Below are 25,713 nucleotides of genomic sequence, written 5' to 3'. Positions count from 1 at the left end.
AAAACTTATAGCTCTATTCTTTATTGGGATATTACATACGCTAAACGCCCAAATCAATACACGTGAAGGACCATTTAACCAACTTATCATAAGAGGCGTTACCCTCATAAATGGTAATGGAGCTCCCCCAAGGGGTCCCGTGGATATTGTAGTAGAGCAGAATAAAATTACAGATATAGTTATAGTTGGTTATCCTGGTGTGGCTATTGAACCAACCAAAAGACCACAATTAAAACCAGGAGGTAAAGAATTGGATTGCCAGGGTATGTACTTATTACCTGGTTTTATTGATATGCATGGCCACATAGGTGGTGTTGCCCAAGGCGCAGAACCAGAATATGTTTTTAGTTTATGGATGGCACATGGCATCACAACTGTGCGAGAACCCAGTGGACGTGGTTTAGATTGGGCTTTGGATTTAAAAGAAAGAAGTGCTAAAAATAGTATTGTTGCTCCTAGAATTTTGGCCTATACTGGCTTTGGACAAGGCAGTAAGAACTCAATTAGCACACCAGAAATGGCTCGTGCTTGGGTAAGGGAGAATGCAAAAAAAGGTGCCGATGGTATAAAGTTCTTTGGTGCGCCACCAGAAATTATGGAAGCTGCCCTGGATGAGAATAAGAAGTTAGGTTTACGTTCTGCCTGCCACCATGCTCAAATGGATGTTGCCAGATGGAACGTTTTACATTCTGCAAGGGCTGGTCTTACCAGTATGGAACATTGGTATGGTTTACCAGAGGCTTTGTTTGATGATAGAACCGTACAGAATTATCCATTAGATTATAATTACCAGAACGAACAACACCGATTTGAAAATGCAGGCAAACTTTGGCAACAAGCTGCCAAACCGTATTCTGAACATTGGAACAAGGTTATGGATGAGCTAATTAGCTTAGATTTTACCTTAGACCCAACATTTAACATTTACGAAGCTAGCAGGGACTTGCACCGAGCTAGGCGTGCAGAATGGCATGAGGAGTATACACTCCCCTCTTTGTGGAAATTTTACCAACCCAGTAAAATTAGTCACGGCTCTTATTGGCATGATTGGGGAACGGAACAAGAAGTAGCTTGGAAAGAAAATTACCAGCTATGGATGACCTTTATTAACGAATATAAAAATAGAGGTGGCCGCGTAACAGCGGGGTCTGACTCTGGGTTTATATTTCAGTTATATGGATTTGCCTATATACGCGAGTTAGAATTGTTAAGAGAAGCTGGTTTTCATCCTTTAGAGGTTATTAGAAGTGCCACACTCAACGGCGCAGAAGCTCTTGGGATGGCAGACCAAATAGGGTCTGTAGAAATTGGAAAATTAGCAGATTTTGTAATTCTAAAAGAAAATCCTCTTAAAAATTTAAAGGTTCTCTATGGAACAGGGGCTATAAAATTAACCGATGACAATAAAGTAGTACGTATTGGTGGTGTTAGTTATACGATAAAAGACGGAATCATCTATGACGCTAAAAAGTTACTATCAGAGGTGAGAACAATGGTCTCTGATGCAAAGAAAAAAACAAATTTTACTATTACACAACCAGGTATACCGCATTAATGATTAAGCAGCTTTTACTTCAGTGTCTTTAGTAATAAAATTTAAAGCTTTATCTATTCGTTGGTTCTTGTATCTGTAAATAAAAACTGTACTTGGATACCTCACACGGTTTTTAATAATAATATCATTAAAACATTTTTTTTTAGTAATCACAACTACTATTTTTTCTGTTTTAGTAACTTTCTCTTCCTTTTGTGCATATAATACTACAGAAGTAAATAGACAACAAGCAACAATTAAAAGGGTCTTCATGGGTGTAATTTTTTGATTATAATCTAAAAGTACAATGCAAATAGAAAAAATTTAATTGCTTTGAGATGGGATACGAGAGAGTGTCGATGAACGGTAAAAAGTAACAGTTAACCGATGAATACCTATTTTTGCTCCGTTAAACATTAGAGTAGAGAATCTATTTAGGTGTAAACCTTTACCTTTTATCTTTTAAATATGCTATTCATCGGAATTTGGTCTGCACGTTTTATACCTTATAAGCCGTTTTCAATCCTAATAATAAGAGCTTGAATCCTAGTCTGATTACTGTATTATGAAACTCAAAAACCTTCAGCTCTTACTTTCTTCCTTAGTTGTTATAGCTGTTTCTTTTATTTATGGTGGTAATCCACAAAAAATTTTGCCCCTAATTTTTGACTTTGAAGTTCAAAATCTAGAACTGAAAAACATTTTTAGATCTATAATGGGGCTTTATATTACAATTGGACTCTATTGGTTGTATGGCGTTTATGAAGTAACCTATTGGAAGAGTGCTACCACAAGCAACATCATTTTTATGGCTGGTTTAGCTTTTGGTAAATTAGTAAGTCTCTTTTTGGATGGTTTTTCTCTACTTTACAGCATTGGCATGCTTTTAGAATGTGCAATGGCTGTTTGGGGCTATTACAATCTTAAAAATTATGGACACTTTTAAACTGTACCATTTCTAAATGATTTCAGCTAAAATTTTAGTTTCCTCAGTCCTATGAAAACTTAATAATCTTCCTATTCATTAGTGTTGTATCATCTCTATTGTGGTACTGACGAGTTTTTCACACTGTCTACATCATAAGTTAATCGGTAATCTCCCGTTGTATAGGAGATATGATAGCTAGCGTCTGCATGCACAGTATCTTTGATAGAAAACATGGTTGCATCAAAATGTATTTCAGAAGCTCTAGCGTAATTATACACCATATTAGTAATGTAAAAATTGGGCAATACTAAGGTGTCTCCTTTTCTCCTATTATATTCCTCTAAGAAGGTCTTTTTATTGACATCCAGATTTACTACGGTATCTTTAAGTTTCAAATTATTATAATCATTAAATTTCATCTTTTCACGTATCATGAGTAGGTTATAACTCATATCGGTTACTGCTCTAGTAGTATCTGGGGTAATTGTGATGCTATAAATGTAATTTCCTAAATTGCAAGTAGGGTTAGACCATACTTCTAAACCTACTTGTAGCTTATCTTCTACTGCTCTTCTTCCGATTTTGATTGCGAATCTTTTATCACCACTTGTTTCTCAATCGTTTGTTTTGTTTTCTTCATGCAAGAATTCAATAACATCACAGCAATTAAGAGAATTCCAAGAAATTGCTTCATAAGCTTATAATCCACGGTTTTAAATAATTATGTTTAACCTACCCAATATTAAATAAAATAAGTTACACTAAAAATATGATTATTCTGCTCCATTCTAAACTCTTACAATGTTTACCTTTGAGTATAGTTTTCCATGTATTGGAAGACCAATTTTTATTGTAATTATTAATACCCACCATCACCATATGCATCGTATTTATTCCTTGCTTTTCATCTTGCTATTAAGCCTCTCTTGCACGTCACAACAAAAAAAATCCAAAATATTATTTATAACTACTAACGTAGATGTATTAAATGGAGCTCCTAATGGCACCTATTTGATAGAATTCGCGGTTCCTTTCGCCAAATTTTCAGAAGCAGGCTATTCTGTTGACTTGATTTCTCCTAAAGGTGGAAAAATCCCCATTTACCACAGCGGAGATACTACAGATGTGATTAAAAAAGTGATAAAAAGTGAGCTATTTGTTCATAAGACCAATAACACCTTAGTTCCTTCAGAAATAAACGCAAAAAATTATGCTGCAGTGATTATCCCTGGCGGATATGGACAATTTTGGGATACTCACCAGAATAAGGATATACAGGAACTAATTTCCTCCATTTACGAAAATGGAGGTACAATTGGTTCTCTAGGTCATGGAACTGCCACATTAATTAACGTAAAATTAAGGTCTGGAGCATATCTAGTAAAAGACAAAACTATGACAAGTTTCCCTTCATGGAACGAAAAAAACATTATGAAACAGTCTAACTATGGACAACTTTTACCCTATGACATGGAGGTAGAATTACAAAAAAGAGGAGCCAATTTAAAAATCTATAATCATGAAAAAAAGACTAATTATGAGGTTGTAGACATGGAAAACAGATTGGTTACGGCAGCTTTTGCTAGCGGCGGTAATTTTGTAGCAGAACAGGTAATCAAAAGTATAAATCAACAAGACTAGAAATCATAAAAAGTACCAGACTTATAGGTTTACTAGAAAATTAACGGGTTAATCATACACCATCCTATGTACGGAAAAATCACGCTTCTGCTAGTCTTATTGATAAGCCTAACATCTAATCTAAGGGCTCAAAATGATAATCAATTAGGGGCAGCACTAGAAGCCCTATTGAATACAAAAAAAGCCTTAATTGGTGTGGCAATAGATGGCCCAAAAGATGGAGATAGCATCCGCATAAACGCGGATATGCACTACCCTATGCAAAGCATTTTTAAGTTACACATTGCGCTAACCATATTAGCAGAAGTTGATAAAGGTAATCTTAGCCTAAACCAAACTGTCCTAATCAAAAAGAATGAATTACTCCCTGGATTATGGAGTCCAATAAGAGAGGATTATCCAGAAGGAGCGAGCCTTTCCTTAGCTAAAGTTTTAGAATATACTGTTGCCTTGAGTGATAATGCAGGGTGCGACGCCCTTTTGCGGCTTCTGGGAGGTCCAGAAAAAATAGAGAATCATTTTCATAATCTTGGCTTTACTGACTTCGAGGTGAAAATTAATGAAGAGGAGATGCAGAACAATTGGGATAAACAATTTTTAAATTGGACTACACCCACAGAATCTAACCGGGTACTAAATGCCTTTTTTACCAATAAACAAAAATTATTATCCAATGATAGCCATACCTTCTTTTGGGATGTATTAAAAAATACCAAAACAGGTAAAAAAAGATTACGTGGTCTTTTACCTAAAGAAACTATTGTAGCGCATAAAACAGGATATTCTGGAGTACATAAAATAACGGGTGTAAGCGCAGCAGTAAATAATGTAGGTATAGTGTATTTACCTAATGGAGATACCTTTACCATTAGTGTTTTTATTACAAATTCTACGGAAGACACAGCTACTAATGAACGTTTAATTGCAGAAATCTGCAAAGCGGCATGGGATTATTTTAATGAGAGTTAAGGAGGATTAAGTATAACTGCAAAAGATCACATCGCAGAAACTAATTTATAGACGATCAAAATTAAATTGAGCTATTGGAAGCAATTATAACTATCGTTGGTTTTTTAGGCGCTGGAAAAACTACTTTATTAAAACAATTGACTAACAGTTACTTGTCTGCAAATTGGCAACCATTTATCGTTTTAAATGATTACCAAAATGCTTTCCTGGATGCACAACATTTTATACAAGAGTTACCTGTAGGCCAAGTAAAAGCGTTAAGTGGAAGCTGTATATGTTGTAGTGGCATACAAGAACTTAGAGAATATGTTAATAGAATTCCAGAAAGAAAAAATGGTGTTACACTTATAGAGGCTAATGGCACCTCTGATTCTTATTCCTTAATGAGTTTCTTAGGCGTAGGATTAAAAGAAAGGTTTTTACCACCCATTCAGATAGCAGTTGTAGATGTAAGTAATTGGCAAAAAAGAGGGGAACACAATTCTTTAGAAGCTTCTCAAATACAAGTATCTTCCTCAATTGTATTGACCCATTACAACAATGCAACCAATAAGCGTTTAAATTCGGTAAAAGATGGCATATTGCGTTTAAATCCAAATACAAAAATTGTATTACTGGAACATGTTACCCACCAATTAATCCCCATACTATTACCCAACAATAATAAACCAAAACCATGGGAGCACTTAAAATCCCATTGGGCTTCTAGCGCTATAGATTTACCAAGATTTCCAAATGAAAATTATCTGTATTCCATATGTGATGCCATTCCAAGGAGTATTTTAAGAATAAAAGGATGTACACAATTAGGGACAAATACTAAGTTTACTTTTTTTGAACGCAAGCCGAATAATGAGGTTATTATAAGACCTTTTAATGGAGAACCTATTACAGGTCCAAAAATTTTAACGATTGGTCCTGGTAGTTCACCAGAATTATTGAATAATATTATTAAAGAAGTCTTGAAAGATAAATAATGAAATACCTATCTACAATAAAGGCTATCCACTAAGTATACGACAGTAATGAGAAAACACGTCAACGCATTTTTATTCTCTAAAGCAGGCTATACCATAGCAGATTTTAAGATTGAACAGGAGAGTCAGGAGTATTTAGCTTGTACTTTTAAAGTAAATAACAAAACCATAATGTGCCGCACCGCTAAAATTACGCCTAAAAAAACAGGTCAGTTTGTTACTTTCTGGAAAAGAAATTCAGAAGGGGTTACCATTCCCTATCAACATACAGATGAATTTCACTTTTATCTTATTCATGTAAAAGCCAATGGTAAGTCCGGGCTGTTCCTTTTTCCAAAAACCGTATTAGTAAAAAAAGGTATTATAACTACCCACCTAAAAGTTGGTAAACGTGGGTTTAGGGTTTACCCAAGCGGGGACGCTCCTACAAGCAAACAAGCTTTTAATACACAGAAATGGCAATCTTTATACTTTATAGAGAATATTGTTGAAAACAGTGCTATGCAATTACACAATCTTTTACAGGCTTAACCAGCAAATACACTACATTATAAAGTAGTTATTAAAAAATTTATAAATCCATTACGCCATTTTTGCCTCTACCACTTTTGGTTGAAAGGTTAGTTCCTTTAAAACTCTAGTTTGTTTAAATAAATGGATAAAGGCAACTTTTTGTGTTTGGTTCGGGGTTGCTGTCGTTATAGTAGTAGTTGTTAGCTTAACAGGCTTTAGTTTGGTTTCAACTTTTGCTTCGGTCTGTGCAAAAGCCAAGGTATTCGTTATAAGGATTAAGATAAGGGTGGTTAAGCTTTTCATTGTCAGTAGGATTTGCTACAAATTTAATTTTGATGCAAAACCGACTTCAAAATATATCGATGGATGGCAATTTAGCTCGATTAACGACTAAAACACCGACGAAACGCACTGGTAATGCTTATTTTAGCTCCTAACCGTTTATCTATTAATCGGTAAATTAATTCCGTTTAACGAACCCTTACTTTCATAGGTTTTAATTTTTTACTTTTTTTTTGATTGATGTAAATTACGTATGCTGCTCCAATTAAAAGTAGCGTACTAAATATTAAACTTGCAATTATCATAGGCTTTTATGGATTAAGCTAATTTAGCTTTGTTTCTTTTAGTGTTAAAAGAAAGCGCTTTCTTAACTCTAGAGTTTTTAAACATGTACAATCTAGCAACTTCAGTTTCTTTAACCTCTTGCTTAACCTCTTCTTTAGCCACAGCGATGTTCAACTCAACACCTTGAGGTTTAACTTCTACCTTAGTATCAGCTTGAGCCATTGCTACGTTTCCGATTAAGATGATGAAGATAAAGGTTACTATTGCTTTCATGTCTTTGATAATTTTATACTGTAAAACTACCACCAGATAAAACGAGACCTAAGTTAAATCGCCATGGATAGGGCTTTAGTCGATTAAATGCACTTGTTTAGATGAAGTGCAAAAATCTATCGATAACCGTTTCTTAACTAAAAAACAACACATCGAACTGGGGTGCATTTCGTCGATAGAAATCTAAAGACCGAGCATTAAATTGGGGTTTGGACAGTTATTTTGATAAAAAGGTAACCGTTCAATTGCACAAACTCCTGGATAGTCACCGTTAAACTGTTCTACATCTAAAATTACCTGAAAATGCAAATGGGGTGCATACCCAACATTTACCTCTGGTACTCCTAAGGTAGCAAGCACAGTTCCCTTGGGAATAGCTTTACCCACAAACAAACCTTCCAAACTTTCTAAAGATAAGTGTCCATATAAAGTATAAAAGCTGTAATCCTTATATATATGGTGTAAAATGATTGTTGGTCCATAGTTACCAAAATCCGAATTATTTGCAAAACTGTGAACAGTACCTGCCAAAGGGCAGTAGATGGGTGTCCCAGCGGCTATCCAAAAATCCATTCCTAAATGAATGTTTCTTAACGCTTCTCCTTTAAATCTATCTGCACTCCCGTATAAGTTTCTTTTTTCTAGATAACCACCATAGGCAATTTTACCGTTCTGCTCACGTAACACCTCATCAATGTAATCTTGGCATTCCTGAGCGTCTGTAATATTATAGGCATTTAGTCTTTTATTGGTCACAGATAAATCTAACGGAATATAATCTGCATGGCTAAAAGTCTCTTTAAATAAACGTGTTGGACCAATTTCTTGTAAAAAGGAATGTGCTGGTATCATAATTCTACCTTAAAAGCTTAGGTTAAGACCGCCAAGGTATTTAAAAAGCGTACAGTTTTTGTTACCTTCCCTTAAAAATTTGACACATACTATGAGAATCACTTTTCTAGGACACGCCTCTTTTCAAATAGAGACAGAAGGCAAAACCTTAATTATTGACCCGTTTATTTCTGGCAATGAACTTGCAAGTCATATAGATGTTAATCAACTTAAAGCAGATTACATCTTAATTACACATGGCCATCAAGACCACGTTTTAGATGTAGAACAGATTGCTAAAAACAATCCAGACGCCACACTGATTTCTAATTTTGAAATAATAAGTTGGTACCAAGAAAAAGGTTTTAATGGGCATCCTATGAATCATGGAGGTAGCTTTACTTTTGATTTTGGCACTCTTAAATATGTAAATGCAATCCATTCTAGTGTTTTGCCAGACGGTACTTACGGGGGTAATCCTGGGGGTTTTATTTTAAACTCTGGCGGTAAACAATTGTATATTGCTGGTGATACTGCCCTTACCATGGATATGAAACTTATACCGTTAACCTCTGGTAGTCTGGACATGGCCATTTTACCTATCGGAGATAATTTTACGATGGATTACAAAGATGCCGCCCATGCTTCTGATTTTATAGCGTGTAATACCATCTTAGGTTGCCATTACGATACTTTTCCACCTATTAAATTAGATGCAGAAGTGGCAAAAGCACATTTTGACGGGCTGCAAAAGAAATTGTTGCTTCCAGAAATTGGAGAAAGTATCCTTATATAAGTACTAAAAACTGTAAGCATTAAGGCTTAATTACTACTAAGAAAAGAAAAATTAGATGAAACATTTAAGTATACTCCTTTTAGCATTAGTCAGTATTTCGTGCAACGGAACTCCGAACCAAACCAAAACGGATACGGAAAATGCAACAAAGAATGATATCAAACTAGAAGAAAAAGTAGTAGAACAACAAGATTTAAGTCAGTTTAAAACAGCATATTTTGCTTCTGGTTGTTTTTGGTGTGTAGAAGCTATTTACGAGAGTGTTACAGGCGTAAAAGAAGTAGTTTCTGGATATGCTGGTGGGGAAGAGCAAAATCCTAGCTATAAAGAAGTTTCTTATGGTAGAACCAAACATGCAGAAGCCGTAAAGGTATATTATGACCCAGAGCAAGTTTCTTTCTTTGCCCTAGTGCAAATATTCTTTGGCTCTCACGACCCTACAACATTAAACAGGCAGGGACCAGATAAAGGACCTCAATACCGTTCTATTGCTTTCTATAAGAATGAAGAGGAGAAAAAGATAATTATGGATTATATGAACTTATTAGTTTCTGAAAAGGTATATGCTCCAAATGAAATTGTAACTCAGGTAGAACCTTTTAAAAAATTCTGGGAGGCAGAAGAATATCATCAAGATTTTGAAAAACGTAATCCAGAACATCCGTATATAAAATCTGTTTCTATTCCTAGATTAAACCGATTTAAAGAAAATTTCACAGATTATTTAAAAGAAGAAGCCAAATTGCATTAAAAATAGTAGGTGGTTTTGGGACAACTTTATAGCGGCTATTCCAAAACCACTTCACTATATTTTGCATTTATTGTTAGTGCTCCGCCGCCATTTTTTTGTTGTTGATAACCTTTGTAAATAACAGTAGAATTATTTGTGGTACGTTCTAATTGTAAATTTTTAGAACAACTCACCTCACTAGCTGTACCATTTACATATAGTGACAATGGGGAGGTTGGCAACTTACAGTTAAGTTCTCCATTCACCAAGGTTACATCAACATCTTTAAAGCCTTGCCCCAACTGGGCAATACTTAATTTACCCAAGTTGTTGGTTATGTAAGCCTTACTATTAACCTTACCAATTTTAGCGTTAGAAGAAACAAGGGTGTATTGCAACTCCCCCACTTCTTTTAAATAAACAGCATCAGAATGTTTGGTATTTAATTGCCCTAAGTTCCATTTTTGAACTTCTATGGGCGAATATGCAGCGCTAACTGTAGTATGGTCACCATCTATTGTTTGGCCAAGCAAGCTTGCATACCGCAAGCTTGCTTCTAAATTTTTGGTCAATGAAGCTAGTTTAACTTCGCCATGTTTTACGTTCATTTTTAAACGTACACTTTTTGGCAATTTTATTTTTAACTCTCTCTTAACCTTGTACTTAGTAGATTTTCCAGCATTGTTATAATAAAATACGCTGGGTGTATCATTTGCACGACTAATTCTTATAGCCTCCCTAACATCTTCTCTGGCTAAAATTCTTTCCTCTATTATTTCTTGCCTACGTTCCTGTAATTCTGCTCTTTTTTGAGCACGCTCTTCCATGAGCTCGGCTCTCTTTTCCATAGCTTTGGCACGTTTACCATGCTTTTTTTCCCACTGCTTTACTTGCTCTTCTACCTTTTTACTCCATTCTTCCATTTTCTTTTGATATTCCTTATCAAAACCTTTTTCAAAATCTTTAGACCATTCTTTTAAATACGATTCCCCTTCTGCTTTAAATTTTTCGTAGTCAAAAGTCTTATTCGGCATTGGGGGCAAAGGCGGTACTGGTGGTGCAGGCATGGTACCAATTACAGCTTCTACTTCTGGCAAATCTGGTATTTCTAAATCTAGAAATATAGGTTCAACGTCCATATACACATCACCGCTAAAATCATTAGCCATAAATTGCCATGTACTACTCCCATCTCTACTATTTACAGCTATCTTTTTGCTATTCCCTAGAATGGTAAAAGGTTCGTTTTTAAAAAAATTTTTTACTTCTTCATCCGTAGCTTCTTCTACTGTAACTGTAGCAATTATTTCTACTTGGTTTTTATCCCAAGCTTCAAAAGCTATATCCGTATGGCTGGTATTAATTTCCAATACCGTTTCTTCTCCTACATTAAAGGTTTCAGTATAGGTTCTGCTCTTGCCCTGCGCCCAAAATACCATAGGGAGCAAGAACATACCTATACCATTAAATAGTAACTGATTCCTGTTCATTTTTTGATGATTTTAATTGATTTAATTTTGCTTTTAATTTTTGTAGTAGTTGTAAGCGCAACTGTAGATTTTGGATAAGTGCTGCAATAGTATCATCATTAGGGCCGTAAACGTTTAAATCATTATTTAAGCTTTGATACTCTTCATCTAGCGCCCCCAACTGATCCATATAACCATCTACTACTTCTTTATTAGCTTTAGAAACATCTAACTTGCTTAATTCGTAATTAATATTAGCGGTATAATAGGTTTCTACTTTTTGCAATTCTGGAGACAAGGCTCCTAGAGAAAGTTTAGCATCTTCTTTTTTTACATCTTGCTGTACCACTGTGGTAGTGCTAGGCAAAGCTTCTGGTTTTGCAAAAAACAAATACGTAGCAATACCAACACAGAGGGCAATACTTGCGGCAATCATGTACCTAGTATAGGATATACCCTTCCGTTTTGGCAAGTCTTTATCTAAGCGTTCCAAAAAACGGGTCTCGTGCCCATGGGATAACTGGTAATCTTCTTTACACCGTTCCTCCCTAAACATTTTTCTAAGATCCTGTGCCATAGTCCATCTGTTTTAACTGTTCTTTTAATTGCGCTTTACCTCTTACTAATCGTGTTCTAGATGCTGTTTCACTTATTGCCAGTATTTCTGCAATTTCTTGATGGTCGTACCCTTCTAGTAAAAACAATTGCACTACATATTTATAGGTATCTGCCAAATTGTTTATAGCTAGTTTTACCATTTCTATTGTACAATGGTCTGCTACTTCCCAACTATCATCTTCAGCTACATGCATGTAACCATCCTCTAACGGAATAGTCTTTTCTCTTTTCGCTTTTAAAAAATCGATACTCCTATTCACCACAATTTTTTTGAGCCATGCGCCAAAAGTTACTTCTCCTTGGTACTGCTCTATTTTTTGAAAGGCTTTAATGAACGCTTCTTGCAATACATCTTCTGCATCCTTTTCATTTTGTAAAAAGCGCATTGCTACACAATACATGCCATCGCAATACTTTTTATAAAGCGAAAGCTGTGCAGCCCTGTCATTTTGTTTACATTTTTCTACTAACTCTAGATGCAAAATGATTGGTTTGTTTTGTTGTTTTCTTTAAGGACGATTTAAAAAATACAATGTGGCAAGTTTTGTCAAAATTTATAAAAAAAAATCCCGAAGTCGTTAGACAACGGGATGGTAAATGTGTATTTATGAGAAACTTATTCGTCTAACAATAAATTGAGGTGAACGGTAATATTATCTCTTGTTGCTTTGCTATATGGGCACATTTCGTGCGCCTCATTTATAATATCTTCTCCTTTTTCTTTATCTACTGTTGGCAAGTAGGTATCTAGAGTAGCTTCTAAAAAATAACCATCTTCATCTTTATTTAAAGAAATGGTGGATTTTACGCTAAAATCGCCTAAATCTTTAATTCCCATTTGTTGTGCTACTGCCTGTACAGCCCCCGCAAAGCAAGAAGCGTAAGCCGCAGCAAACAATTGTTCTGGATTTGTGGTACCCTCTGGTTGCCCATTGTTATCTGGCATTTGTACCTTTAAATCTATAGCACCATTATCACTGGTGACGTGTCCTACCCTACCACCTTCATTAGTTGCAAAGGTTTCAAAAAGTGTTTTCATATCTAATTTTTCTTTACGAGGAGAGAAGTTAAGACTTGTTTGCCCTACCACAACAATAAGGTATATTAAAAATTTGTGAAATATAGCAATACAGTACAATTAGCTAGCATTTGCGTTCTTTAGGAGCGCATTCTTGTTATTTTAGCAATAAATTCAAAGTGTCTTGGGTATAAATCCATCTTTTAAAAACAATAAGCAATCGTCAGAAAATAAAAAAAAGGCGCCCATTGCGGTAGACGATTTGTTCTCAGAACTAAAAAAAGGGAACAAAACAGCTTTGGCAAAGGCCATAACTTTAATAGAAAGTACCCATACAGACCATAAAACATTAGCAGACCAATTAATTATTCAATGCTTACAACTAACCAACACCAGTATTAGGATTGGTATCACAGGAGTTCCAGGCGTTGGCAAAAGTACTTTTATAGAAACTTTTGGGTCTTATTTAACCCAGCAAGGGTTAAAAGTTGCCGTACTTGCTGTAGACCCCACAAGTTCTATTTCTAAAGGAAGTATTTTGGGTGATAAAACCCGAATGGAAACACTAGCTAAAGATGCTAATGCTTTTATACGACCCTCCCCTGCGAGTGATTCTTTAGGGGGCGTTGCTCAACGAACTCGTGAAAGCATTATTTTGTGCGAAGCAGCCGGATATGACATCATTTTGATAGAAACCGTAGGGGTTGGCCAAAGTGAAACAGCTGTGCATAGTATGGTAGATTTTTTTCTACTATTAAAACTAGCTGGCGCTGGAGACGAATTACAAGGTATAAAACGTGGCATTATGGAAATGGCAGACGCCATCGTCATAACAAAAGCAGATGGTACTAATTTAGAACAAGTGCAACTGGCCAAAAAAGAGTTTAAAAGAGCCCTACATTTATACCCACCTAAACCAAACGGGTGGTTCCCAAAAGTTTTAAGTTGTTCTGCGCTCAACAATACTGGGATAGATGCAATATGGGATACTGTAACCCATTTTGTGTCTACTATGAGAGATAACCATCAATTTGTGGCCAACAGAAAAAAACAAGACAAAAACTGGTTTCTACAAGCCGTAGATGGCTTGCTAAAACATCAATTTTACAATACCCCTGGCATTCAAGAGCAATTAAAAACACTATTAACACAAATAGAAACCAATAAAATATCGCCTTTTGCCGCTGCCAAAGTACTCATAGAGGGTAAAACAGAAAACACATAATTAAAAAGCCTAAATTTGCGGCGATTTAAACAGTATACATGCAGGTGGTAACAGATTCTCCCCTTTCTATTGTAGTTCCTTTATATAACGAACAAGATAATGTACAACTATTAACCCAAAAGATACATGAGGCTTTAGTGGGGTACACTTATCAAATTGTTTATGTGGACGATTTTTCTACAGACCACACTAAAAAAGTGGTAAAAGAAATGAACGACCCCAAGGTGGCGTTGATTGAATTAAAAAAGAACTATGGGCAAAGTTTAGCGCTAGCTGCTGGTATTGATTATGCTACTGGGGATTTCATCATTACTATGGATGGAGATTTACAGAACGATCCAAGCGATATCCCTTCCATGTTGCAATATGCGGTAGATGGCGAATACGATTTAATTACAGGAATACGTCAAAAAAGAAAGGATTCCCTAGTAAAGAAAATTCCATCTAAAATTGCTAATTTTTTAGTCCGTAGAGTGACTAAGTTAGACATTAAAGATAATGGGTGTGCTTTAAAAGTATTTACTAAAGATATTGCTAAAGGGCTTAACCTTTATGGAGAAATGCATCGGTTTATTACGCTTTTGGCCTATCTAGAAGGAGCACAAATTAAGCAAGTACCTGTTAAACACCATGCAAGACATGCTGGCAAATCTAAATATGGATTAGAGCGTGTGTTTAAAGTTGTAGCGGATATGATGTTACTCTTATTTATAAGAAAGTACTTTCAGCGTCCCATTCATCTTTTTGGAATATTTGGATTCTTGTTAATTATACTAGGAGTCTTTATAGAAATGTACTTGCTAATTGTAAAATTTGGATTCGACCAAGATATAGGTACAAGACCACTATTAATTTTTGGGATGATGTTTATCTTAGGTGGCATACAGCTTTTTACCATTGGTATTGTTATGGAGCTTCTTATACGTACGTATTATGAGAGTCAGTCTAAAAGACCATATAGAATAAAGAAAATAACCATAGGTGACGGAGAAACAACGTAAATCCATCTTAACTACGCTTAAAATTGTTATAAGTGTAGTCTTGATTTACTTTATTTTCACCAAAATTAATTTTGGCGATGTCATTGCGGTTGTAAAAAAAGCGCATATAGGTTATTTAATTTTAGCGCTCTTTTTATTTATAATATCTAAAACTTTCAACGCCCTACGTTTAAATCTATACTTTCATAGTATCAACATTCCACTTACCCATGTTAGCAATTTTAAATTGTATATACTGGGTATGTTTTACAATCTATTCTTACCTGGCGGTATTGGTGGGGATGCTTACAAAGGCTACGTTATTAAGAAAAAATATAAAACGGGCACACGCAAAATAGTTTCTGTTCTTTTGCTAGACCGCTTAAGTGGAATGTTATTAATTGGCATTTTTGCTTGCATTTTTGCCGTTTTTGTTGAAGCACCTGTACTACAACAATTTACATGGCTGTTTGTCCTCGCAATACCATTAGCTATTGTAAGTTTTTGGTTGGTGGTAAAAAAATACTTTAGTTATACCCTAGGAGTATTTTGGACTTCCTTCTTTTATTCCTTTTTAGTTCAGGGAATACAACTTTTAGCAATCTTAGCTATTCTACAAGCTATAGGCATCACCCTAAATACTATGGCCTATCTATTTATTTTCATGGTTTCCTCAGTCGTATCCGTTATTCCCCTAACTATAGGTGGCATAGGTAGTAGAGAAGTTACTTTTTTATACGGATCACATTGGTTGGGGTTGCAAGCAGACACCGCTATTGGCATTAGTTTTGTATTCTTTATAATTAATGCCTTGGTTTCGTTAGCCGGTATAATTTACCATTTAAAAAAACCAGAACTACATACAAACCCAACTATTTAAGGTGTACCAAATGCCTTTTATGGACAATCTTTTTTCTAGTATTGGGATTTAGAAATTTAGCTTGTAAACGAGTAATTCTAAATTGATTAACCGTTAACTTTTTATCCCAATCTATCCCAGCCTCTTGTAACTTTTTAAGCTCATTATCCGATGCATAAACCCATGCATTTTCCACTTGCATTAAGTCGGTAATACTACTAATAGTCACAGGTTTTTTATTGTAAAAATCCAATGACCAAGTATGTTCTTCACTAATTTTATAAATGTCATTGACATCAATAGCATTTGCCTTTATCTGTTTTGCCATTGTAGAACCTGCTTGGTATTCTAATAAATATGGGTAGAAATGCAAATTCATAACACCATTAAGCAACAGGCTGGTATAGACAGATAAGGTAATTAGTCTTACATAGCTAGGTTCTCGTTTTAAACAAAAATAAATAACCAGACCTAATCCACTAAAAAGCAACACATAATTATACCAAGTTGTAAACTTAAACACGTAAAAGCAAACCAATAGCGCAAAAATATACACGATACTCAATACAAAATACTGAAAACCTAACAGCGCTTTAATCATCGACTTTTTGGTAAACTTTTGCAAGCTGTAAATGTAAGATGCGGTGAGTACAGCATACAACGGCATCATAATATTCATATAATGTGGCAACTTAAATTGGGCAAAGCTGATTAAAAAGAATATGAATGTAATACCGCCTAAAGTCAAAAACTCAAACCCTTGTATGTACTTAAATCGCATTTTAACAAAAGTCTTAACTCTCCAAAAATAACCTAACAAGGCCAATAAAGACCAGGGAAGAAAAACCCATAAAAAAGTGTGAAAAAAGAAAAAGAAGTCGCTACTATTTTTACCGATACCTTCTCCACTCATCCGTTCAAAACTCTGCTCCCAAAAAATAAAAAAGATACCACTGCGCTCATTTCTACCTCTAATAACTTTCTCTGGGTGTAAATCGAATTGTTGGTAATATGCATATAACATAGGGCTTATGGTTACACCAAAAACAAGCAAAGCCAAAAGCACACGGTAATTTAGTAACAAATGCCATCTTCTTGTATACGCTAAATGGCATAAAACACATAATCCTATAACCACAAGAGCTATTTGCCCTTTTGTAGCAAAAGCCATTGCGGCAGCAAATGCACCCCAAAGTAAATTTTTAAGCTGCTGTTCTTCTATATAGGCAGCTAATTGCCAAACTGAAAGTATGGTAAACCCTGTAAGAACCGCATCTGTACGGACATCTATGGCACCTAAAACTATAGTTTGGCAGGTCATAAAAATTAAAGCTGCAAACCTACCCACATCTGCATTATATAATAGTTTACCAAGACCAAAACAACTATAAGCCGCCAATAGGGTGGCCAAAATTCCTGGGATTCTATAGGCCCAATCGTGAATGCCAAAAATTTTAAAAGATAAGGCCGCCAACCAATAATGCATATGGGGTTTGTCTAAGTATTCGTTTGGACCTTTAAATAAATGCGTAAAATCGTTTTCTTGTACCATTCGCATCGCCATAACAGCAAATTGGGCAGAGTCGTTTTCAAATAAGGTAACAAACATGCCTGCTAAGTATACCAAACAAATTAAGCCTATTAAGAACCAATACCGCCTATTAGATATCATACCCAACCTTTTGCAATATTGTTTTAAACAACTTATAGAACACCCAGCCAAAAACTATACCTACCATAAAACCGGTTAAAACGTCTCCTGGATAATGTACGCCAAGATAAATGCGACTATAGCCCACTGCAATACCCCAAATTAACAGAAATATGGCAAACCACTTGTACGTTCTAAAAAAGAAAGATGCAAAAAATACAGCTACGCCAAATGCATTAGCGGCATGTGCAGAAAAGTAACCATACTTACCTCCACAGCTGTTTTTTACCAAACGCATTACCCTGAATACCTCTTGGTTATGGCAGGGTCGTGGACGTTGAAAACCATATTTAAAAAAGTTGCTAAGCTGGTCTGTACAGGTAATTAACAATGCAATAAAAATGAGTAAAAAAACAGTCTTCTTGGGGCCTAATTTTTTATACGTAAGAAACAATAAGAGCACATATAACGGTATAGCACCCCATTTGTCGCTCATAAATAACCAAAAACCATCCCATTGGGGTGTTCCAAGGTTATTCAGAAATAAAAAAATTGTTCTGTCTATGGCATCTAGTCGCTCCAAACCTATCACTGCTAATCTTCGTATCTACTAACTTCTCTATCATAAAAAGCAGTAGCCTCTTCTATCAGATTTTCTGCCTCGGTCATTAATTCTTCTTCGTCCTCCTTAGAAAACTCTTCCAGCCATTCAACCTCATCATTTTCTAGATTTATAATGAACCTTGGGTAGTCTGTATGCACAATAAAAATTGCATCAGGAAAATCGGTATTATCGCCCAAAAGAAATTTAGGTAGTTCCATATCACATTTAATAGTACCTAGCTTGCCGTAGCTTGCTGGGATTTTTGAACAATCAGTTTATCTGTCAATAATTTAAATCGAATATACAATAATACTGCAGAAACCGTAAGGCCGGATAAAAGCCCTAACCAAATTCCGGTACTTGCCAATTCCGTGTGTAAGCCGAGGTAATAGCTTATGGGAAAACCAACTAGCCAATAGGCAATAAACGATATAATAGTAGGTATTTTAACGTCTTGTAGTCCTCTTAATGCGCCTAAGACAACAACTTGTATCCCATCTGAAATCTGAAAAAAAGCTGCAACCAAAAGCAGTTTAGCTGCCAAAGCAATTACAGCAATGTTGTCTTGTTGATTAGCTAAATCGTCTACATCTAAATATATGGTTGGGAAAGCATGCCTAAACACTAGAAAAAGGGCAGCAAAGACAACTTCTATAAGCAAGGTTAAAAAGAACACTGAAGAAGCAATACGTTGCAATTCTTTAAAATTCTGTAATCCTTTTTGGTTCCCCACTCTTACCATAGCAGCAACACTTAAGCCGATGCCTACCATATAGGTCATACTGCTTAAATTAAGTGCTATTTGGTTGGCAGCTTGTGCATTTTTACCCAAGACTCCGCTGAGCCAAACAGCAGATGTAAAAATTCCGACCTCAAAAAACACTTGCATAGCAGAAGGGAAACCCAGTGCCATAATCTTATTTATTATCTTTTTCTCTATAGTTTTAAAGGTAAGACCTTGAAAATAGACTTTAAACTTTGGTTTATGATACATTAAATACCAAACAAAAAGTACCATAACCACTCTAGAAACCAGTGTACCTATTGCAGCTCCAATAATACCTAATTTGGGTGCCCCAAATGCTCCAAAAATAAAAATATAATTCAGTAGAATGTTTACCACATTAGAAACTATGGTAGCATACATGGGGTATTTGGTTTGTGAAAACCCATCTGCGAACTGCTTAAATGCCTGAAAAATAATCATAGGCACCATGGATACTGCCACCAAATTTAAATAAGGCATAGCCAGCGCAACCACTTCTGGTGGTTGCTCCATGTAATAAAGCAAATTTTTACTACACATAATTAAGGTAAACATTACCGCACCTATTATTAGACAAATTAACAACCCATGTTTAAATAATTTTTTAGCCATGGGAATGTCATTAGCACCATCCGCTTCTGCCACTAGAGGTGTTAGTGCTGTAGTAAAACCAATACCTACGTACATAAAAATAAGAACTAAGCTATTGCCCAAAGACACTGCTGCCAATTCTGCTGTTCCCAGTTGGCCCACCATAACATTGTCTGCAAAAGCTACAAAAGTATGTCCCAGCATACCAAGTACTACCGGGGCAGCTAGTTTAAGATTGTAGGCAAACTCATTGGTGTACTTTTTCATTTAAACCTACTTTTTAGTTTTAGCTTCTTCCCAAAAAACATCCATCTCTGCCAGGGTCATCTCTTGCAAAGTATTACCTAATTCTTTAGCCTTTTGTTCTAAATATTGAAATCTTTTAATGAACTTTTTATTGGTTCTTTCTAAAGCGTTTTCTGGATTAATATTTAAAAAGCGAGCATAATTTACCATAGAAAAAAGTACATCTCCAAATTCTGCCTCCATTTTATCAGCATCATTTTTTAGCACTTCTTCTTGTAGTTCTCCCAGCTCTTCTTGGAGTTTTTCAAATACTTGTTCTGGTTGTTCCCAATCAAAACCCACACCAGCTACCTTTTCCTGTATCCGGTTTGCTTTTACCAAAGCAGGCAAACTGTTTGGCACTCCTTCTAACACACTCTTTTTGCCTTCTTTTAATTTGATGTTTTCCCAATTTCGCTTTACATCTTCTTCATCGGTTACTTTAACATCACCATATATATGTGGGTGACGATGTATCAGCTTTTCGCAGATACTGTTGGCTACATCTGCAATATCAAAATCCTTAGTCTCAGAACCAATTTTAGCGTAGAATACAATGTGCAATAAAACATCTCCTAATTCTTTTTTAACCTCTTCCAAATCATTATCTAAAATAGCATCGCCTAACTCATAGGTTTCTTCTATAGTTAAATGCCTTAAAGACTGCATGGTTTGCTTTTTATCCCATGGGCACTGAGCCCTGAGCTCGTCCATAATGGTTAATAATCGGTCAAAAGCTTGGAGTTGTTCCTGTCTAGAGTTCATGCTGAAATTTTCAGGCTTCAAAACTACAATTTGTTGAACGGTTTTACCTGCTAATTTGTAAAAAGTAACAATTATGGTTTTGGTGTCAATGCACTGCATAAATTATCCTTACATTTAAGAAACTAAATAGCATGAAAACCTATCTTATTTCCGTTTTTTCAATTATGATTACCCTAGGTTATAGTCAAGAAAAAATTATCCTTCCTTACAATGATGAAACTACAAAAGCCTATACCCATCCAGAAAAGGAGTATTTCTCTAACATTTGGCAAACCCAAGTTGTTACCAATGTAGCCATGCCTTCCCTAGAAGTATTTAGACCAAACCCCGCTATAAATACAGGTACAGCTGTTATAGTTGCTCCTGGCGGCGGACTATATGGTCTTAGTATTAATAGTGAAGGTAGAGACGTTGGTAAATGGCTTGCTGATAAAGGGATAACCGCCTTTGTATTGCGATACCGCTTAGTGCCTACGGGTGACGATGGGGTTCAAGAAATATCAGAATTAGGTCAAACCAATCCTGCAAAAATTGTTACAGAAGTTACTAAATACATACCACTATCTATTAAGGATGGTTTAAATGCTATTGAATATGTGCGCAATAATGCAGAAACTTATGGCATCGTAAAAAACAAAATTGGTTTTATGGGCTTTTCTGCTGGTGGCGCAGTTACGGTTGGGGTAAGCCAAAATTATACCAAAGCATCCAGACCAGATTTTTTGGTCCCTGTGTATTATTGGTCTACCGTATTATTACCCTTACCCCCTAAAACAGATGCTCCACCAATGCTACTTGTTTGCGCTACAGATGACCCCCTACAACTTGCTAGTGGTAGTATTGCACTTTATAATACGTATCTACATGCAGGTAAATCTGTGGCATTGCATATGTATGCTAAGGGCGGACATGGTTTTGGAATGAAAACACAAAACCTACCTTCTGATAAATGGATAGACCGATTTTATGATTGGGCAGTAAGTGAGAAACTGGTTAAAATTACACCATAAAATAACGTGCTGCACCAAAAGTTAAATTAGACTTAAGAGCTGTTCCATTTTGACCAAAAGGATAAAAAAATCTTTACCTTCCATAGTTAATAGAAATATTATGCTCAATAAATTTTATCTGTTCATATCACTTTTGTGGGTTATTGGATCTACTAACGCCCAAGATGTATTTAAAGACGAAATAACTGCGTTGGTAAAGCATAATGATTCGCTTTGGAATCAAGAAAAAGCCACGGTAATTTTTACTGGTAGCTCTAGTATAAGAATGTGGAAAAACCTAAAAGAATGTTTTCCTGAACATCAAGTATTAAATACAGGTTTTGGCGGTTCACAAACTAGTGATTTATTACATTATTTAGATGATGTGGTGTTACGTTACCATCCTAAAAAAGTATTTATTTACGAAGGAGATAATGATATTTCAGCCAAAAAAAGACCTAAAGAAATTATAGTAACATTACAAGAAGTTTTAGAACGACTTTACAAATACGACCCAGATTTAGAAGTAGTACTTATATCTACCAAGCCTAGTATTGCCCGCTGGAAATTGAAAGGAAAGTACAAACGTCTCAACAAAAAATTAGATAAACTGGCCAAAAATTCTCCCAATATTAGTTATGCGGATGTTTGGTATGCCATGCTCGATGGTAAAAAATTACGTAAAGATATTTTTATAGCAGATGGCTTACATATGAATCCCACGGGTTATGATATCTGGCACCAACAACTAAAACAATTTCTTTATTGACCAAGCCATAATGAAATCGACCATTCTAAAATCCATAACCATATTTTCTTTACTACTTGCCTTAATATCATGTAAAGAAGAGAAGAAAAAAATTGAATATCCTAAAACGGATTTATCTGTAAATGCCCTAATACCTAAACCCATTAAAGTAATACCTACCCATACAGCCTTTGGATTAGATAGTAGTACCGTAATTTTCACAGACCAAAGCGCCACTGGTTTTGAAGCGGTAGGACAATTTTTAGCTAATAAAATTAAAGAAGTTACTCCCTTAGAATTGGGCGTCAATACCAGTATAGATGAGAGTGTAAGGCGTATTATCTATATCACTAAAACAGACAGTTTAGCCCAGGATTCTCCTGAGGCTTATGAACTTTATATACAGAATGATACTATCTTATTGAGTGCACGTACTGCGGCAGGTGCTTTTAGAGGCGTTCAAACCCTACGACAACTTATTCCCGAAGCGGCTAATGACACACTAAGTAGTAGTCCCATGTGGTTAATACCTAGTGGAAAAATAATAGACGCTCCACAATATGCTTACCGCGGAGCAATGTTAGATGTGGCAAGACATTTTTTTACTGTAGCAGAAGTAAAAAGATACCTGGACCAATTGGCCTACTATAAAATAAATAAGTTTCACTTGCATTTAACAGATGATCAAGGATGGCGCATAGAAATAAAATCGTGGCCAAAACTAACAACTATAGGTGCTAAGACAGAAGTTGGCGGCACAAAAGGCGGATTTTACACACAGGAAGATTATAAAGAAATTGTAGCCTATGCAGCAGAACGGCATATAGAAGTTATCCCAGAAATAGACATGCCTGGTCATATCAATGCGGCAGTTTATAGCTATCCTTTTTTAAATGGTAATGGAAAATCTGTAAACAATTACACTGGAATGCGAGTAGGCTTTAGCACTTTAGATACCCGTAAAGACACTGTATATAAATTTATAGATGATGTAATTGGTGAACTGGCAGCTATTTCCCCGTCCCCGTACTTTCATATTGGTGGTGACGAGACATTCGCTACCAAAAAGAAAGATTACCTACACTTTATTAATAAAGTTGAAGCTATTGTAAACCAACATGGTAAACAAATGATGGGATGGAATGAAATATCCCAAGCCGATATTTCTAGCAATACCATTCATCAATTATGGAAAGAAAAACATCATTCCGTAGATGCGGCTAAAAAAGGAGCTAAAATAGTTTTAAGTCCTGGTAACAAATCGTACTTAGATATGAAGTATGATGCAAATACCAAACTAGGGCTAACATGGGCAGGATTTATACCTGTAGATTCTGCTTACCAGTGGAGGCCATCCACTTTTATAAAAGGATTAGGGAAAGAACATATTTTAGGGATTGAAGCACCATTATGGTCAGAAACGATAACTAATAGCGATGATTTAGAATACCTTGCTTTTCCAAGAGTTATTGGAATAGCAGAATTAGGCTGGACACAAGAAGAATTTTATGATTGGGAATCGTACAAAAAACGGTTAGGCCTACAAGTTCCCTACTTAAAACGCAATTCTATTAACTATTTTAATGCTCAAGAGGTACCTTGGGAGCGCTAAACACATCCATTTACCCCTGCACAACTTATAAATTATTGTTAAAATTTATGGTTTAAGTTTGCTTTTATTAGTCTTTGATTAACAATTTTGTAATATTATACTTACTTTTTTAATATTATTTTATTAATTTTCAGCGTTTTAATTAAACCGGTTAACGGTTAACACTATAAAACCCCCCGTTTTTTTGTACATTTCCCCTAGTTTTTATGGGGGATACACATTAGTGAAATAAAAACTTTTAAGTGATAGCAAATGATTAGGAATTTTTGGAACGAAGAATGGAAGGAGATTAAGTTTGATGAAAAGATTTCAAAAGATGCCAAATTCAAGATTTCCAATTACGGTAGAGTAATCAACTGTAAAGGAGATAAAGAATTTTTGGTAACTGAATCCTTTATCAACGGATACCAGAACCTTCCATTGAAGCAGGAGCAAAATGGAAAATCTACGAGTAGATACGTCCATAAGTTAGTCGCAGAGCATTTTCTAGAGAAAAAAGAAGGCGACCAGTACGTAATCCACGTAAATTACGACAAGAAGGACAATAGGGTGGAAAACCTTAAATGGGCTACTAAAAAGGAGAAAGAGGAACACCAGTTCAGCAATCCTGCCTACAAGAACCGACCTAGGAAAAGAACTTACGCCAAACTAACAGAGGCAAAAGTTAAGTTGATCAAAAGAAAGATCCACGATCCAAACAGAAGAACCCGTATGAAAATGATTGCAAAGCAGTTCGGTATCTCTGAAATGCAATTATACCGCATTAAAAGCGGAGAAAACTGGGGTTCTGTTACCGATTGGTAACAAAACACATTTGTTAGTATTTACAAGAGCACTACGCTTTATCATTAAGCCTTTCTAAGGCTTCTGCAATGCGCTTGTTCCAACGTTGTTGGGCCTCTGCATTTCTAGAGAAACTGGTTTCCCAGTCATAGCGCTCTTGTAAATCTTTCATTTCTTTAAGCGTATCCTTGTAGATTTTTTGAATTTCTTCTTTTACATTTTCTGTAAAAGCGGTACGCTCTACAATTAATTTCATCTTACGTGCGTACAATTCAGTGATATTAAAATGCAACTGCTCATGTTGCAATACCCTTTCATTTACTAGTTCTGGTCTATACCAAGATTGATTAGGGTAAAAGAATGCGGTAATAGTGATTGTAACTTTAACCTCATGATACCAAATATTGGCAGAGTAATTATAGGTTATTCCGCTTGCTGTAGTTGCGGCGGCGGCAGCGTCTTTAGGTATTTTACCTTTAAAATCGCTCCAGCTTAGCTTTTGCTTGGATTGCCATGGTACTCCTGCTTCTTTATCTTGCGCAGATAGAACAAAACCTAATAATAGGCTAATAACAATTATTCCTTTTCTAAATCCCAATTAAATGTAATTACCTTTTCTATATCTGGGTGTAAGCTGTAGTGTACAGGGCAGGTTTCTGCTGTACGTTCTAAAATTGTGCGCTGCTTTTGTTCTTGCACCCCTCTTAAACTAAGTTCTACCTCAATTTTAGAAATTCGTCTAGGGTTGCTATCCATATATTTAGCAACATTAGCAGTAGAACCCGCCAAGTCTATACCCATATCTCTAGCCTTTATACCCATTACAGTAAGCATACAACTGGCCAAACCTGTAGCTATTGTATCTGTTGGTGAAAAGGCCTGTCCTAGTCCATTATTATCTGTAGGGGCATCAGTTACAAACTCGGCTCCAGAACGTAAATGCTCACAAGTTGTTCTTAAATCTCCAGTATATGTTACTTTAGAAGTCATC

General features: G+C 35.7%; 31 protein-coding genes. 15 read left to right on the top strand and 16 right to left on the bottom strand.

What is annotated here, in order from left to right; genetic code table 11:
• Positions 1-7 precede the first annotated feature (7 nt).
• Complete coding sequence (locus HCO57_RS13355) at positions 8-1,555, top strand: amidohydrolase family protein (protein WP_317171174.1); 1,548 nt, start codon at positions 8-10, stop codon at positions 1,553-1,555.
• A 3-nt stretch (positions 1,556-1,558) separates the two neighbouring features.
• Here HCO57_RS13355 and HCO57_RS13350 read toward each other — a convergent pair whose 3' ends face one another.
• Entirely contained in the window at positions 1,559-1,807 is a 249-nt protein-coding gene (locus HCO57_RS13350) for a hypothetical protein (protein WP_167989438.1), read from the bottom strand.
• A 292-nt stretch (positions 1,808-2,099) separates the two neighbouring features.
• On the opposite strand from HCO57_RS13350, the gene HCO57_RS13345 reads away from it, so the two are divergent.
• Complete coding sequence (locus HCO57_RS13345; RefSeq protein ID WP_209066170.1) at positions 2,100-2,480, top strand: DUF4345 domain-containing protein; 381 nt, start codon at positions 2,100-2,102, stop codon at positions 2,478-2,480.
• A gap of 95 nt (positions 2,481-2,575) precedes the next feature.
• On the opposite strand, the gene HCO57_RS13340 is transcribed toward HCO57_RS13345, so the two are convergent.
• Complete coding sequence (locus HCO57_RS13340) at positions 2,576-2,896, bottom strand: hypothetical protein (protein WP_209066169.1); 321 nt, start codon at positions 2,894-2,896, stop codon at positions 2,576-2,578.
• 367 nt (positions 2,897-3,263) lie between these two features.
• Between HCO57_RS13340 and HCO57_RS13335 the strand changes: the two genes are divergently transcribed.
• From HCO57_RS13335 to HCO57_RS13320, 4 genes are all read left to right on the top strand, one after another.
• Positions 3,264-4,103 (top strand): type 1 glutamine amidotransferase domain-containing protein, encoded by an 840-nt coding sequence (locus HCO57_RS13335; protein ID WP_167989436.1) that lies wholly within the window; start codon positions 3,264-3,266, stop codon positions 4,101-4,103.
• A 66-nt stretch (positions 4,104-4,169) separates the two neighbouring features.
• Positions 4,170-5,072, top strand: a complete 903-nt coding sequence (gene bla / locus HCO57_RS13330; RefSeq protein WP_167989435.1) for a class A beta-lactamase, subclass A2 — start codon at positions 4,170-4,172, stop codon at positions 5,070-5,072.
• A 74-nt stretch (positions 5,073-5,146) separates the two neighbouring features.
• On the top strand, positions 5,147-6,049 hold the full coding sequence (locus tag HCO57_RS13325) for a GTP-binding protein (RefSeq protein ID WP_167989434.1): 903 nt from the start codon (positions 5,147-5,149) through the stop codon (positions 6,047-6,049).
• Between the two features lie 48 nt (positions 6,050-6,097).
• Positions 6,098-6,580, top strand: coding sequence for a MepB family protein (locus HCO57_RS13320; protein ID WP_167989433.1), 483 nt, complete (start codon positions 6,098-6,100; stop codon positions 6,578-6,580).
• A 51-nt stretch (positions 6,581-6,631) separates the two neighbouring features.
• Here HCO57_RS13320 and HCO57_RS13315 read toward each other — a convergent pair whose 3' ends face one another.
• From HCO57_RS13315 to HCO57_RS13305, 3 genes are all read right to left on the bottom strand, one after another.
• The gene (locus HCO57_RS13315) at positions 6,632-6,865 is read right to left on the bottom strand and encodes a hypothetical protein (protein ID WP_167989432.1); all 234 of its coding nucleotides are present in this window, start codon (positions 6,863-6,865) and stop codon (positions 6,632-6,634) included.
• Between the two features lie 297 nt (positions 6,866-7,162).
• Positions 7,163-7,402, bottom strand: coding sequence for a hypothetical protein (locus HCO57_RS13310; protein WP_167989431.1), 240 nt, complete (start codon positions 7,400-7,402; stop codon positions 7,163-7,165).
• 183 nt (positions 7,403-7,585) lie between these two features.
• Entirely contained in the window at positions 7,586-8,254 is a 669-nt protein-coding gene (locus HCO57_RS13305) for a peptidoglycan DD-metalloendopeptidase family protein (RefSeq protein WP_167989430.1), read from the bottom strand.
• 91 nt (positions 8,255-8,345) lie between these two features.
• On the opposite strand from HCO57_RS13305, the gene HCO57_RS13300 reads away from it, so the two are divergent.
• Together HCO57_RS13300 and msrA are read left to right on the top strand one after the other, a co-directional pair.
• Positions 8,346-9,029 (top strand): metal-dependent hydrolase, encoded by a 684-nt coding sequence (locus HCO57_RS13300; protein ID WP_167989429.1) that lies wholly within the window; start codon positions 8,346-8,348, stop codon positions 9,027-9,029.
• 55 nt (positions 9,030-9,084) lie between these two features.
• A complete protein-coding gene (gene msrA, locus HCO57_RS13295) occupies positions 9,085-9,780 on the top strand; it encodes a peptide-methionine (S)-S-oxide reductase MsrA (RefSeq protein ID WP_167989428.1) in 696 nt (231 codons plus the stop codon).
• A 35-nt stretch (positions 9,781-9,815) separates the two neighbouring features.
• Here msrA and HCO57_RS13290 read toward each other — a convergent pair whose 3' ends face one another.
• The 4 genes from HCO57_RS13290 to HCO57_RS13275 form a co-directional block, all read right to left on the bottom strand.
• A complete protein-coding gene (locus HCO57_RS13290; RefSeq protein WP_167989427.1) occupies positions 9,816-11,249 on the bottom strand; it encodes a hypothetical protein in 1,434 nt (477 codons plus the stop codon).
• A complete protein-coding gene (locus tag HCO57_RS13285) occupies positions 11,224-11,805 on the bottom strand; it encodes a hypothetical protein (protein ID WP_167989426.1) in 582 nt (193 codons plus the stop codon). Before HCO57_RS13285 ends, HCO57_RS13290 begins: the two co-directional genes overlap by 26 nt.
• A complete protein-coding gene (locus HCO57_RS13280; RefSeq protein WP_136950892.1) occupies positions 11,789-12,331 on the bottom strand; it encodes an RNA polymerase sigma factor in 543 nt (180 codons plus the stop codon). Before HCO57_RS13280 ends, HCO57_RS13285 begins: the two co-directional genes overlap by 17 nt.
• Before the next feature lie 131 nt (positions 12,332-12,462).
• Positions 12,463-12,885, bottom strand: coding sequence for an Ohr family peroxiredoxin (locus tag HCO57_RS13275; RefSeq protein WP_167989425.1), 423 nt, complete (start codon positions 12,883-12,885; stop codon positions 12,463-12,465).
• A 163-nt stretch (positions 12,886-13,048) separates the two neighbouring features.
• Here HCO57_RS13275 and meaB point away from each other — a divergent pair, with 163 nt between their 5' ends.
• From meaB to HCO57_RS13260, 3 genes are read left to right on the top strand one after another with little or no spacing between them, the layout of a single operon-like run.
• Positions 13,049-14,089, top strand: coding sequence for a methylmalonyl Co-A mutase-associated GTPase MeaB (gene meaB / locus HCO57_RS13270; protein ID WP_167989424.1), 1,041 nt, complete (start codon positions 13,049-13,051; stop codon positions 14,087-14,089).
• Between the two features lie 38 nt (positions 14,090-14,127).
• Complete coding sequence (locus HCO57_RS13265; RefSeq protein WP_136950889.1) at positions 14,128-15,090, top strand: glycosyltransferase family 2 protein; 963 nt, start codon at positions 14,128-14,130, stop codon at positions 15,088-15,090.
• Positions 15,071-15,949, top strand: coding sequence for a lysylphosphatidylglycerol synthase transmembrane domain-containing protein (locus HCO57_RS13260; RefSeq protein ID WP_167989423.1), 879 nt, complete (start codon positions 15,071-15,073; stop codon positions 15,947-15,949). The genes HCO57_RS13265 and HCO57_RS13260 overlap by 20 nt, the downstream gene beginning before the upstream one ends.
• On the opposite strand, the gene HCO57_RS13255 is transcribed toward HCO57_RS13260, so the two are convergent.
• From HCO57_RS13255 to mazG, 5 genes are read right to left on the bottom strand one after another with little or no spacing between them, the layout of a single operon-like run.
• Complete coding sequence (locus tag HCO57_RS13255; RefSeq protein ID WP_167989422.1) at positions 15,942-17,600, bottom strand: ArnT family glycosyltransferase; 1,659 nt, start codon at positions 17,598-17,600, stop codon at positions 15,942-15,944. The two genes, HCO57_RS13260 and HCO57_RS13255, sit on opposite strands and share 8 nt — an antisense overlap.
• Positions 17,590-18,162 (bottom strand): phosphatase PAP2 family protein, encoded by a 573-nt coding sequence (locus HCO57_RS13250; RefSeq protein WP_245167598.1) that lies wholly within the window; start codon positions 18,160-18,162, stop codon positions 17,590-17,592. The genes HCO57_RS13255 and HCO57_RS13250 overlap by 11 nt, the downstream gene beginning before the upstream one ends.
• 11 nt (positions 18,163-18,173) lie before the next feature.
• Entirely contained in the window at positions 18,174-18,401 is a 228-nt protein-coding gene (locus tag HCO57_RS13245; protein WP_136950885.1) for a hypothetical protein, read from the bottom strand.
• Positions 18,402-18,418: 17 nt separating this feature from the next.
• On the bottom strand, positions 18,419-19,807 hold the full coding sequence (locus HCO57_RS13240; protein ID WP_167989421.1) for an MATE family efflux transporter: 1,389 nt from the start codon (positions 19,805-19,807) through the stop codon (positions 18,419-18,421).
• A gap of 6 nt (positions 19,808-19,813) precedes the next feature.
• Positions 19,814-20,590 (bottom strand): nucleoside triphosphate pyrophosphohydrolase, encoded by a 777-nt coding sequence (gene mazG / locus HCO57_RS13235; RefSeq protein ID WP_167989420.1) that lies wholly within the window; start codon positions 20,588-20,590, stop codon positions 19,814-19,816.
• A gap of 131 nt (positions 20,591-20,721) precedes the next feature.
• Between mazG and HCO57_RS13230 the strand changes: the two genes are divergently transcribed.
• The 4 genes from HCO57_RS13230 (at position 20,722) to HCO57_RS13215 (ending at position 24,743) form a co-directional block, all read left to right on the top strand.
• A complete protein-coding gene (locus tag HCO57_RS13230) occupies positions 20,722-21,600 on the top strand; it encodes an alpha/beta hydrolase (RefSeq protein ID WP_167989419.1) in 879 nt (292 codons plus the stop codon).
• A gap of 100 nt (positions 21,601-21,700) precedes the next feature.
• On the top strand, positions 21,701-22,348 hold the full coding sequence (locus HCO57_RS13225; RefSeq protein ID WP_167989418.1) for a GDSL-type esterase/lipase family protein: 648 nt from the start codon (positions 21,701-21,703) through the stop codon (positions 22,346-22,348).
• 10 nt (positions 22,349-22,358) lie between these two features.
• A complete protein-coding gene (locus HCO57_RS13220) occupies positions 22,359-23,939 on the top strand; it encodes a family 20 glycosylhydrolase (protein WP_167989417.1) in 1,581 nt (526 codons plus the stop codon).
• 252 nt (positions 23,940-24,191) lie between these two features.
• Complete coding sequence (locus HCO57_RS13215; protein WP_136950879.1) at positions 24,192-24,743, top strand: HNH endonuclease; 552 nt, start codon at positions 24,192-24,194, stop codon at positions 24,741-24,743.
• 31 nt (positions 24,744-24,774) lie between these two features.
• Here the strand turns inward: HCO57_RS13215 and HCO57_RS13210 are convergent, their stop codons facing one another.
• A complete protein-coding gene (locus HCO57_RS13210) occupies positions 24,775-25,320 on the bottom strand; it encodes a DUF922 domain-containing protein (protein ID WP_209066167.1) in 546 nt (181 codons plus the stop codon).
• A complete protein-coding gene (locus HCO57_RS13205) occupies positions 25,299-25,712 on the bottom strand; it encodes an OsmC family protein (protein ID WP_136950878.1) in 414 nt (137 codons plus the stop codon). Before HCO57_RS13205 ends, HCO57_RS13210 begins: the two co-directional genes overlap by 22 nt.
• Position 25,713: the final 1 nt, after the last annotated feature.

It is taken from the genome of Croceivirga sp. JEA036, assembly GCF_011882165.1.
Lineage (GTDB): Bacteria > Bacteroidota > Bacteroidia > Flavobacteriales > Flavobacteriaceae > Croceivirga.
This window is presented reverse-complemented; position numbering and strand designations above follow the sequence as displayed.

Bases quoted from the DNA above. Each gene is read 5' to 3' on its own strand.
- HCO57_RS13350 (WP_167989438.1), bottom strand. From the start codon at position 1,807: ATGAAGACCCTTTTAATTGTTGCTTGTTGTCTATTTACTTCTGTAGTA.
- HCO57_RS13345 (WP_209066170.1), top strand. From the start codon at position 2,100: ATGAAACTCAAAAACCTTCAGCTCTTACTTTCTTCCTTAGTTGTTATA.
- HCO57_RS13340 (WP_209066169.1), bottom strand. From the start codon at position 2,896: ATGATACGTGAAAAGATGAAATTTAATGATTATAATAATTTGAAACTT.
- HCO57_RS13335 (WP_167989436.1), top strand. From the start codon at position 3,264: ATGTTTACCTTTGAGTATAGTTTTCCATGTATTGGAAGACCAATTTTT.
- bla (WP_167989435.1), top strand. From the start codon at position 4,170: ATGTACGGAAAAATCACGCTTCTGCTAGTCTTATTGATAAGCCTAACA.
- HCO57_RS13320 (WP_167989433.1), top strand. From the start codon at position 6,098: ATGAGAAAACACGTCAACGCATTTTTATTCTCTAAAGCAGGCTATACC.
- HCO57_RS13315 (WP_167989432.1), bottom strand. From the start codon at position 6,865: ATGAAAAGCTTAACCACCCTTATCTTAATCCTTATAACGAATACCTTG.
- HCO57_RS13310 (WP_167989431.1), bottom strand. From the start codon at position 7,402: ATGAAAGCAATAGTAACCTTTATCTTCATCATCTTAATCGGAAACGTA.
- HCO57_RS13305 (WP_167989430.1), bottom strand. From the start codon at position 8,254: ATGATACCAGCACATTCCTTTTTACAAGAAATTGGTCCAACACGTTTA.
- HCO57_RS13300 (WP_167989429.1), top strand. From the start codon at position 8,346: ATGAGAATCACTTTTCTAGGACACGCCTCTTTTCAAATAGAGACAGAA.
- msrA (WP_167989428.1), top strand. From the start codon at position 9,085: ATGAAACATTTAAGTATACTCCTTTTAGCATTAGTCAGTATTTCGTGC.
- HCO57_RS13290 (WP_167989427.1), bottom strand. From the start codon at position 11,249: ATGAACAGGAATCAGTTACTATTTAATGGTATAGGTATGTTCTTGCTC.
- HCO57_RS13285 (WP_167989426.1), bottom strand. From the start codon at position 11,805: ATGGCACAGGATCTTAGAAAAATGTTTAGGGAGGAACGGTGTAAAGAA.
- HCO57_RS13275 (WP_167989425.1), bottom strand. From the start codon at position 12,885: ATGAAAACACTTTTTGAAACCTTTGCAACTAATGAAGGTGGTAGGGTA.
- HCO57_RS13265 (WP_136950889.1), top strand. From the start codon at position 14,128: ATGCAGGTGGTAACAGATTCTCCCCTTTCTATTGTAGTTCCTTTATAT.
- HCO57_RS13255 (WP_167989422.1), bottom strand. From the start codon at position 17,600: ATGATATCTAATAGGCGGTATTGGTTCTTAATAGGCTTAATTTGTTTG.
- HCO57_RS13245 (WP_136950885.1), bottom strand. From the start codon at position 18,401: ATGGAACTACCTAAATTTCTTTTGGGCGATAATACCGATTTTCCTGAT.
- HCO57_RS13240 (WP_167989421.1), bottom strand. From the start codon at position 19,807: ATGAAAAAGTACACCAATGAGTTTGCCTACAATCTTAAACTAGCTGCC.
- mazG (WP_167989420.1), bottom strand. From the start codon at position 20,590: ATGAACTCTAGACAGGAACAACTCCAAGCTTTTGACCGATTATTAACC.
- HCO57_RS13230 (WP_167989419.1), top strand. From the start codon at position 20,722: ATGAAAACCTATCTTATTTCCGTTTTTTCAATTATGATTACCCTAGGT.
- HCO57_RS13225 (WP_167989418.1), top strand. From the start codon at position 21,701: ATGCTCAATAAATTTTATCTGTTCATATCACTTTTGTGGGTTATTGGA.
- HCO57_RS13220 (WP_167989417.1), top strand. From the start codon at position 22,359: ATGAAATCGACCATTCTAAAATCCATAACCATATTTTCTTTACTACTT.
- HCO57_RS13215 (WP_136950879.1), top strand. From the start codon at position 24,192: ATGATTAGGAATTTTTGGAACGAAGAATGGAAGGAGATTAAGTTTGAT.
- HCO57_RS13205 (WP_136950878.1), bottom strand. From the start codon at position 25,712: ATGACTTCTAAAGTAACATATACTGGAGATTTAAGAACAACTTGTGAG.